Origin of the sequence: Methylophaga sp. UBA4204 (assembly GCF_002379485.1) — a bacterium.
GTDB lineage: Bacteria > Pseudomonadota > Gammaproteobacteria > Nitrosococcales > Methylophagaceae > Methylophaga.
Map to the genome: position 1 here is coordinate 1 of NZ_DFTU01000010.1, position 8,743 is coordinate 8,743.

General features: G+C 46.6%; 10 protein-coding genes. All 10 read right to left on the reverse strand.

Annotated elements, in window-relative coordinates; genetic code table 11:
* On the reverse strand, window positions 1-954 hold a 954-nt coding region (aroC, locus tag B3182_RS01355; protein ID WP_292751233.1), incomplete at its 3' end, for a chorismate synthase.
* A 15-nt stretch (window positions 955-969) separates the two neighbouring features.
* Window positions 970-2,328, reverse strand: coding sequence for a magnesium transporter (gene mgtE / locus B3182_RS01360; RefSeq protein ID WP_292751236.1), 1,359 nt, complete (start codon window positions 2,326-2,328; stop codon window positions 970-972).
* A 114-nt stretch (window positions 2,329-2,442) separates the two neighbouring features.
* Window positions 2,443-4,194 carry a phosphoenolpyruvate--protein phosphotransferase gene (gene ptsP / locus B3182_RS01365; RefSeq protein WP_292356680.1) on the reverse strand — a complete coding sequence of 584 codons (1,752 nt, stop codon included), beginning with the start codon at window positions 4,192-4,194 and terminating at the stop codon, window positions 2,443-2,445.
* The gene (locus B3182_RS01370) at window positions 4,191-4,463 is read right to left on the reverse strand and encodes an HPr family phosphocarrier protein (protein WP_292356679.1); all 273 of its coding nucleotides are present in this window, start codon (window positions 4,461-4,463) and stop codon (window positions 4,191-4,193) included. Before B3182_RS01370 ends, ptsP begins: the two co-directional genes overlap by 4 nt.
* Window positions 4,460-4,864 (reverse strand): PTS sugar transporter subunit IIA, encoded by a 405-nt coding sequence (locus B3182_RS01375; protein WP_292356677.1) that lies wholly within the window; start codon window positions 4,862-4,864, stop codon window positions 4,460-4,462. The genes B3182_RS01370 and B3182_RS01375 overlap by 4 nt, the downstream gene beginning before the upstream one ends.
* 96 nt (window positions 4,865-4,960) lie before the next feature.
* On the reverse strand, window positions 4,961-5,479 hold the full coding sequence (locus B3182_RS01380; protein WP_292356675.1) for an HPr kinase/phosphorylase: 519 nt from the start codon (window positions 5,477-5,479) through the stop codon (window positions 4,961-4,963).
* 6 nt (window positions 5,480-5,485) lie between these two features.
* Entirely contained in the window at window positions 5,486-5,947 is a 462-nt protein-coding gene (locus B3182_RS01385) for a PTS sugar transporter subunit IIA (protein WP_292356673.1), read from the reverse strand.
* 15 nt (window positions 5,948-5,962) lie between these two features.
* On the reverse strand, window positions 5,963-6,289 hold the full coding sequence (gene hpf, locus B3182_RS01390; protein WP_292356671.1) for a ribosome hibernation-promoting factor, HPF/YfiA family: 327 nt from the start codon (window positions 6,287-6,289) through the stop codon (window positions 5,963-5,965).
* 35 nt (window positions 6,290-6,324) lie between these two features.
* A complete protein-coding gene (locus tag B3182_RS01395; RefSeq protein WP_292356670.1) occupies window positions 6,325-7,779 on the reverse strand; it encodes an RNA polymerase factor sigma-54 in 1,455 nt (484 codons plus the stop codon).
* 86 nt (window positions 7,780-7,865) lie between these two features.
* A partial coding sequence (locus tag B3182_RS01400) for an ATP-binding cassette domain-containing protein (RefSeq protein WP_292751239.1) occupies window positions 7,866-8,743 on the reverse strand: 878 nt, incomplete at its 5' end.

Here is an 8,743-nt window from a genome sequence, read left to right on the forward strand (position 1 = left end):
ACCATGAGTGACGACTTCGATGGCTTCTCCACGTGTGTTGATACTTTTTCCGGGAATACGCAGACTGGAAGTAGGCTTGAGCGCCATGCTTACCAGCAAATCCTGTCCACTGGAAATACCACCTAATGTTCCGCCAGCATTATTGGTCAGGAAACCTTCCGGTGTCAGTTCATCCCGATGTTCAGTACCTTTCTGGGTAACCGATTCAAAACCGGCACCAATTTCCACGCCTTTTACCGCATTGATACTCATCATCGCATGGGCGATATCAGCATCCAGACGGTCAAAAATAGGCTCACCCAAACCCGGAGGTACATGGCGTGCAATGACATTAATGCGAGCACCAATGGAGTTGCCTTCCTTACGCAAAGCATCCATATAATCTTCCAGCTCGCTTTCAATATTGGGATCAGGATTGAAAAACAGACTATTTTCGATATGCGCCCAATCCAGCGTTTCAGCTTTAATCGGGCCAAGCTGGCTCAAATAACCCTGAATTTCGATACCATAACGTTGTTTAAGAAATTTTTTGGCAATACCTCCAGCGGCAACGCGCATTGCGGTCTCACGTGCTGATGATCGGCCACCGCCACGGTAGTCACGGAAACCGTATTTGTGGTGATAGGCATAATCAGCATGGGCCGGGCGGAATTGCTCGGCAATATTGCCGTAATCCTTTGATCGCTGATCCATGTTTTCAATCAACAAACCAATCGGGGTTCCAGTAGTCTTGCCTTCAAAAATACCGGAAAGAATTTTGACCTGATCAGGTTCACGGCGCTGTGTTTCATGGCGGCTTTTACCCGGTTTACGCCGATCCAGATCATTCTGAAGATCGGCTTCGGATAATTCCAGTCCTGGGGGGCAACCATCGACAATACACCCCAGGGCGGTGCCGTGGCTTTCACCAAAAGTGGTGACTGTGAAAAGTTTTCCGAAACTGTTGCCTGACATAATCAAAAATCCGAGTTAAACGATAAATAGAGTAGCAAAACCGAGGAAAGCCATAAATCCGACTACATCGGTGACAGTGGTTAACAGAACGCTGCCGGACAATGCGGGATCAATGCCAATACGTTTTAATCCCAGGGGAATCATTACCCCGGCAACGGCAGCAGCTGTCATATTAACAATAATGGCTGCACCAATCATGATTCCCAGTAAAAAATTACCGAACCAGAGGTAGGTTACAAAAGCGATAGCAATTGCCCAAATCACCCCATTGGCCATGCCCACCAGAAATTCTTTGCGTAATAACCAGCGTTGATTTTTATCATTCAACTGGTCCAGAGCCATAGAACGGATGACCAGTGTTAATGTCTGGCTGCCGGCAATACCGCCCATGCTGGCAACTATTGGCATTAATACAGCCAAAGCCACCAGTTTTTCAATGGTGGTATCAAATAGCCCTATAACCCATGCCGCTAAAAATGCAGTCAACAGGTTGATACCAAGCCATACCGAGCGGCGATGAATACTTTTTTTGACCGGGGCAAACGTATCTTCGTCTTCACTTAAACCGGCCATACTCAGTAAAGAGTGTTCTGCTTCATCCCGAATAACATCCACCACGTCATCGATGGTAATGCGGCCCAGCAGGTGATTATCTTTATCGACGACAGGTGCGGAGATCAGATCATGTTTTTCAAAACGGTGGGCGACATCATGGTCCGACATATTGGCGGGAATAGGATCGACCTGATGCGACATTGCTTCGCGTACAGTAAGTGAACGGCTGCGGCTGACAACCTGTGACAAGCGCAGCGTTAAAAGATATTTATCCTGATGATCAACGACATAAAGACTGTCAGTGTTTTCGGGTAACTCCCCATATTTACGTAAATAACGTAAGACCACTTCCAATGTGATATCCGAGCGGACGGTGACCACATCGGTGTTCATCAAACCACCGGCGGTATCTTCTTCATAAGCCAGAATGGCTTCAATCCGACGTCGACGTTGCGAGTTCATGGCTCGCAACACTTCCTGCATCACATGGCCAGGGAGATCCTGAAGAATATCGACAACATCATCGGTATCCAGATCTTCAGTAGCGCTCAACAGATCAGCAGTATCCATGCCGGTCATCAAGCCGGTACGAACATCTTCCCCAATATAGGAAAGTACCTCACCTCGTAATTCGGGATTGATGATTGGCCAGCATACCAGCCGTTCATTGGGAGGGAGGGATTCCAGTAAATGAGCGGTTTCAGCAGGGTGCAAGCTGGCTAATAAGCGACGCATTCTGACAAAGCGGCCGCTTTTCAGCGCCTCGGAAAAGGCATTCAGCGAGTGATTGAGACTGCGGTGTTGGTCCAGCTCAGACATATCCGGCTCCAGAGGGCGTCGGTACTTTTAGGGGGAGGTTACGCAGGCTATTTTAGCCTGCTTACTTGGTGCTGAATAGCTTTAAATGACTAGCCTTAGCGAAACAAATAGCAGCTAATGATGAATCGGTGCGTTGATTTGTTCCAATAACATATCGGCTTCAAGTGCATCTGACACTTGCATAATACTCAGCGTGTTATCCGGTAATAAACTCAAATCGGTTTCGTTAATGATTTGCTTTATTTCCAGCAACGCATTGGGATGCATACTGAAGTGTTCCAGTCCCATTGCCAGCAATAGCCGGGCATAGCGGGGATCACCAGCCATTTCACCACACATTGATACTGGAATATTAAATTTCCTACCCGCTTCCAGCGTCATATGAATCAGCCGTAAAACAGCAGGATGTAAAGGGTCGTAGAGATAGTTGACCGTGTCATCAATACGGTCGATAGCCAGAGTATATTGAATCAAATCGTTGGTGCCGATAGATAGAAAATCTACATGACGGGCAAACATTTCTGCGCAGACTGCACTGGCCGGGATTTCGATCATTGCGCCAATTTCTACCTGACGATCATATTCCAGACCTTCCCTATCCAGTTCGATCTTGCATTGTTCCAATAAATTACGTGCCTGTAACAATTCATGCATGGTGGATATCATTGGAAACATGATTTTGATTTTGCCATAGGCCGATGCTCTCAGGATGGCTCTTAACTGGGTGCGGAACATAGCGGGCTGAGTCAGGCAAAGTCGAATAGCACGCAACCCCAGTGCCGGATTAGTGACCACTGTCTGAGTCAGGTGCCGACCACCATCAACGGTCTTATCTGCCCCCAGATCGAAAGTCCGAATGGTGACTGGTTGATTATTCATACCTTCGACAACATCACGATAAGCGGCGAGCTGTTCTTCCTCTTCCGGTGGTGCCAACCGATTCATATAGAGAAATTCGGTCCGATACAGCCCGATGCCCTGTGCCCCGGCATTGGTGATAGTGGAAATATCTTCTGGCAATTCCGCATTGGCCAGCAGCGTAATGGTCTTGCCATCACGGGTACGCGTAGGCTGGGATTTATAGCGACTCAGAGATGAAATATGTTCATCAAACGCAATACGCCGTTGTTGATATTCCCTGAGTGTTCCTTCATCGGCACCGGCAATCATGATGCCAGCTTCACCATCGACGATCAGTGGTTCATTATCCTGCACATAGCGACGAACAGATTCCACACCGACAATTGCCGGAATACCCAGGCTGCGTGCCAGGATTGTGGTATGCGAAGTGGCGCCACCATGTTCGGTAACAAATGCGGCAATACCCTGATGTTGCATTAAAACGGTATCTGCGGGCGTCAAATCCTCAGCAATGATGATATGGCCTTTCAGGCGTCCATCAGCAATTTCGTGATCCGCTACTTCCTGATCGGCGAGAATCCGATGGATACGATTGACCACATGATCAACATCATCCCGTCGTGTCCGCAGATACGGATCATCCATTTCGTTGAATACGTTGATTAATGCATCACGTTGCAATTGCAACGCCCATTCAGCATTGCAGCGACGTTGACGGATCATATCGACCGGAACTTTGGTCAGTGATGAATCGTTGAGCATTAAGATATGCGTATCAATAAACGACGTCACATCAGCCGGCGCGTTGGCAGGGATATGGTTACGAATCGATTTAAGCTGTTGCTTGGCCTGTTCAATCGCATCAAGTAAACGTTCCACTTCCTGTTCAATGGAAAACGCCGGGATCAGATATTCACGAACATCCGGCTGGTTGTGAAACAGAATATGGGCACGACCGATCGCGATACCTCGAGAAACGCCAATGCCTTGTAGCTCAAGCGTCATTGGCCTTCTCCAAAGTAATTGGCAATCAACTCCCCGATAGCGTTTAACGCAGATTCGGCATCATCACCTTCTGCGGTGACCTGAATTTCAGTGCCTTTGGCAGCGGCTAACATCATCACTCCCATAATACTTTTGCCATTAACCTGACGATTATCCTTTGATACTTGAATATCCGCATGGAACTCAGAAGCAGTGGTGACGAATTTTGCCGCAGCACGGGCATGTAATCCCAGGCGGTTTATGATGGTAAATGTTTGTTCCTGTTTCATGGACGATACCCTGAGTGATGACAACGTACAATGCCTTCCTGGCCACCACTAACCGCTTTGTGTTCAAGTTCATCAAGGCTTAGGGTTGGATAGTTTAAAACACGGATTAGCATGGGGAGATTGAGCCCTGAAACAATTCGGATATCTTCACGATCGGAGACTGCGCAAGCAATATTGCTGGGAGTAGAGCCAAACATATCTGTCAAAATCAAAATTCCATTACCCTGATCCAGTCCAATCAATTCACCATCCAGCTGTTTGCGTATGGCGTCTGGATTATCTTTGACTTCGATAGAGATAACTTTAGTGGGCAACGGGCAGCAGGAAAGCATTTGTCTGGCCGTGTTTATCAACTCGGTGCCGATATGATTGTGCGATACGATTAAAATACCTACGGTCATCTTGGTTCTCTTGGTCACCAGCGAAAGTCAGACTGGAAGGGCAGTTTACCGCCAATGAATGTAATGTATATGAGCGTTTTAGGCAAATATTGCTGCTTAAAATGCCATTTTATCAAGCTGCCAAAGCTGCATTTTTTCATGGTTGCCTTTATGTGACGCCTGCATTGTCAGCCAGCTATCAATTCGGGTTTTAAATGAGGCTGGATTTTCAACAGATAATGTCAATACAACTAAAGCTTTACCAAGAATGACTTTGTGTTGTGTCGGAGTGTTAACACTGGCTTTAGGGTGATGGACTCGTTTCAGTTCAATGCACAAATCTGCAATGGTGCTGGCATGCCAGCTAGCTTCACCACAGACTTTGCGGATATCCATCAGGCCTAATTCACGGGTATGCAGTAAACCGGAAAGCAGTTTGGGGCAATGTGCTATAAGATGTTCATTCTTCAGGGAAAAATCCACCACATCATCAGCAATCAGTGTTGCGCCATGATGAATTAATTCGAGTGCCAGACTACTTTTTCCAGCACCAGCTTCACCAAAAATAAAGATGCCTTTATCCCGATAATGAATCATCACACCATGATGACTATCCATGGCTGCTGGCAAAGACATAACAGATTATTCTTCGTCGATGGAAAGCAATAATTCAAAAATGGCTTCAGCACTGGAAGCCTGTCGAATACGGCTACAGATTTCTTCATCTCTAAACAATGTCACCAGACGTGACAAATGTTGTAAATGATGTTCGGTATCATCCTCCGGCACCAATAAACCAAAGGCGATATCAATCGGTTTACCATCAGCCGCTTCAAATTCGACCGGCGTTTCCAGTGTCAGCATTGCGGCCACGGTGTGGGTAAGATCCGGGACACGGGCGTGGGGAATTGCCACGCCCTTGCCTAATCCGGTACTGCCCAAACGTTCACGTTCGAGTAGAACTTGAAAGATTTTTTCAGCAGTCGCTGCACTCGTATTGGCTGCCAGCATACGACTGAGATTTTCGATCACCCGTTTTTTGCTGGTAGCTTCATCGTGGAAACTGATGTTGTCCGCATTTACGAGCAGTGCAGCGATAAGCATGAAATTTCCCGCTCCTTAACTAGCGTTATGTTTTTGAATGACACCATCAGCTTGATGGTGGTTAGTAATTTTATCTTTGTGCTTGATGATTTGTCGATCCAGTTTTGCAACCAGATTTTCAATAGCGGAATACATATTTTCCTGCTCGTCAGAAGCAAATAAGTCGGCGCCACTGGCATGAACAGTTGCTTCAGCTTTTTGCCGAAGTTTCTCGACAGATAACACTACATGCACGTTAGTCATGTGATCAAAATGACGAGTCAGTTTCTCGAATTTTTTATTGACGTGGTCCCGAAGGCTGTCAGTGATATCTATATGTTGTCCGCTTAGATTTAATTGCATAATGCATCACTCCTGTTGGTGGACTAAAACTGGTATTACACCAGTCGCTTACGCTCATTTGAGGGCGCTATCGCTAATGTTTCGCGGTACTTTGCAATAGTACGACGAGCGACATTAATACCCTGTTCTCCCAGAATATCAGCAATTTTGCTGTCACTCAGGGGTTTTCTCGGATTTTCCGCGGCGACCAGTTTTTTGATGATCGCCCGAATGGCTGTTGCAGAACATTCTCCACCACTTTCAGTACCGACATGGCTGGAGAAAAAGAATTTAAGTTCAAAAATTCCCCGTGGCGTGTGCAGATATTTGCGAGTCGTTACGCGGGAGATGGTGGATTCATGCATTTCCACGGTTTCGGCGATATCTGCCAATACTAAAGGTTTCATGGCCTCTTCGCCGTGATCAAGAAAGTCACGTTGACGTTCCACAATTGCTTGGGTGACTTTAAGTAATGTCTCATTACGGCTTTGTAAACTTTTCAGAAACCAACGTGCTTCCTGCAAATTATTTTTCAGATAAGTGTTCTCTTCACTACTATCGGCCCGGTTAATTAACGAGGCGTAATGTTCGGCAATCTGCAGTTTAGGTGCGTTGTCAGGATTGAGCGACAATTGCCATTTGCCGTGAACTTTTATCGCATAAACATCCGGTACGATATATTCAGTTTTGTCAGTTTGGATACTACTGCCGGGGCGCGGGTTAAGCAACTGAATTGAGCGAACCAGATCGGTTAATTCATCATCGCTGACTTTCAAAGCACGTTTGATCAGGGCGTAATCACGTTTAGCCAATGTATCCAGATGTTTGTCTATCAGTTCTGTAAGCAACTCAACATGCTTTAAAGCGACAGTCGATTCGTATAATCGTAATTGGATCAGTAAACACTCACGCAAGTCCCGAGCACCAACACCGACGGGATCAAAATGATGAATCCGGTGCAATACCGTTTCAATTTCATCAAGTTCTACTTCAGCAAATTCTTCGCCAAGGCTTTGCTGAATTTCTTCCAATGTGGTTTTCAGGTAGCCATCGTCTTCAATGGAGTCAATGATAGTGGTGGCAATTGCCTGTTCAGTTTCACTAAATGGAGTGAGGCGCATTTGCCAGAGTAGATGCTGTTGCAGGCTGTCACTGCTTTCGTCCTGATTATCCCGCTCAAAATCACTGTCTCCGGATGGGCCGGAACTCGTCATGCTCTGGGAATTATCGTAGGTATCTTCCCATTTGCTATCGACTGGCAGATCTTCGGGAATATCAGTATTTTCCAGTTCGCTGATTTCGCGGCTACCGGTATCTTCATCACGACGGACAGAGCTTGGTTCGTCGTAGTCGTATTCTTCCTCAACCTCCAGAAGGGGATTGGTTTCCAGTGCTTCCTGAATTTCTGTCTGCAACTCCAAGGATGATAATTGCAACAAACGGATCGCTTGCTGCAACTGTGGAGTCATCGACAGGCTTTGACCAATGCGTAGCTGTAATGAGGGTTTCACTTAATGTTTTGATTTAATGTTGTGACCATGAGTTTATGTTACCGCAATCGTCGCGCCGTTGCCTATACGTCTTTCTAAAATAAAAATCACAACAGGGTAACTGCAGTGGCTTTAAAACTAATCCATAGTGAATCGCCCAGAGAAAGCCCTAGAGAAGATAAAGCCTGGTGACTGATAATCACTTCAAATTTGTCACCACAATCAACTGTCAGGCGCACCGCTTTGCCCGCTTCGCTGATGCTGGTAAGTCGTCCGGGTAACTGGTTACGGGCGCTGCTATCCGAATGAGCATGGGTACTAATCGTTATCACCAGCGGATCGATTGCAATATGTCGGGCAGAAAGAGAGCCTTCCGCGGCAAAGATTTTCAGTGTTTTGGTATGAAAGATTTCGCCATCATAATGACCATGGAACAGGTTCAGCAGGGGAGCCGAAACCGGTTTGCCCTTAAGCAGTTGTATTGTATGAGGTGTGATAGCGGAAGCCTGCAGACGGTCATGGGTTGAAAACAGTACTGTGCGCTTAGCATCGTTAGTCAACATGGTGATCACATCTTCCAGCTGGCGCTGGTGAAAGCTGTCCAGATTGGCAAATGGTTCGTCTAGCAACAGGATATCCGGTTCAAATGCCAGCACCCTGGCAATCGCAACACGCCGTTGTTCTCCACCCGACAGAGTGCTGGCGGTCTGATCAGCCAACTGGGTCAAGTTGACGGTTTCCAATGCCTGTTGCAGTTGAGATGTATGTCGGGCTTTATCCACTTTTTGTAACTTCAGCGCCAGGCGAATATTGTCTTTTACCGTGCCGGGTAGCATATAGGGATGTTGGGGGACCAGCCCGATTTTCTGACGTTGTTTGGCTTGTGAATCAGTGATTTTATCGCCCAATACGCTGATATCACCTGAATCGGGCTTTTGTAATAAAGCCAATAAGTGAAACAAGGTGGATTTCCCCGCGCCATTTT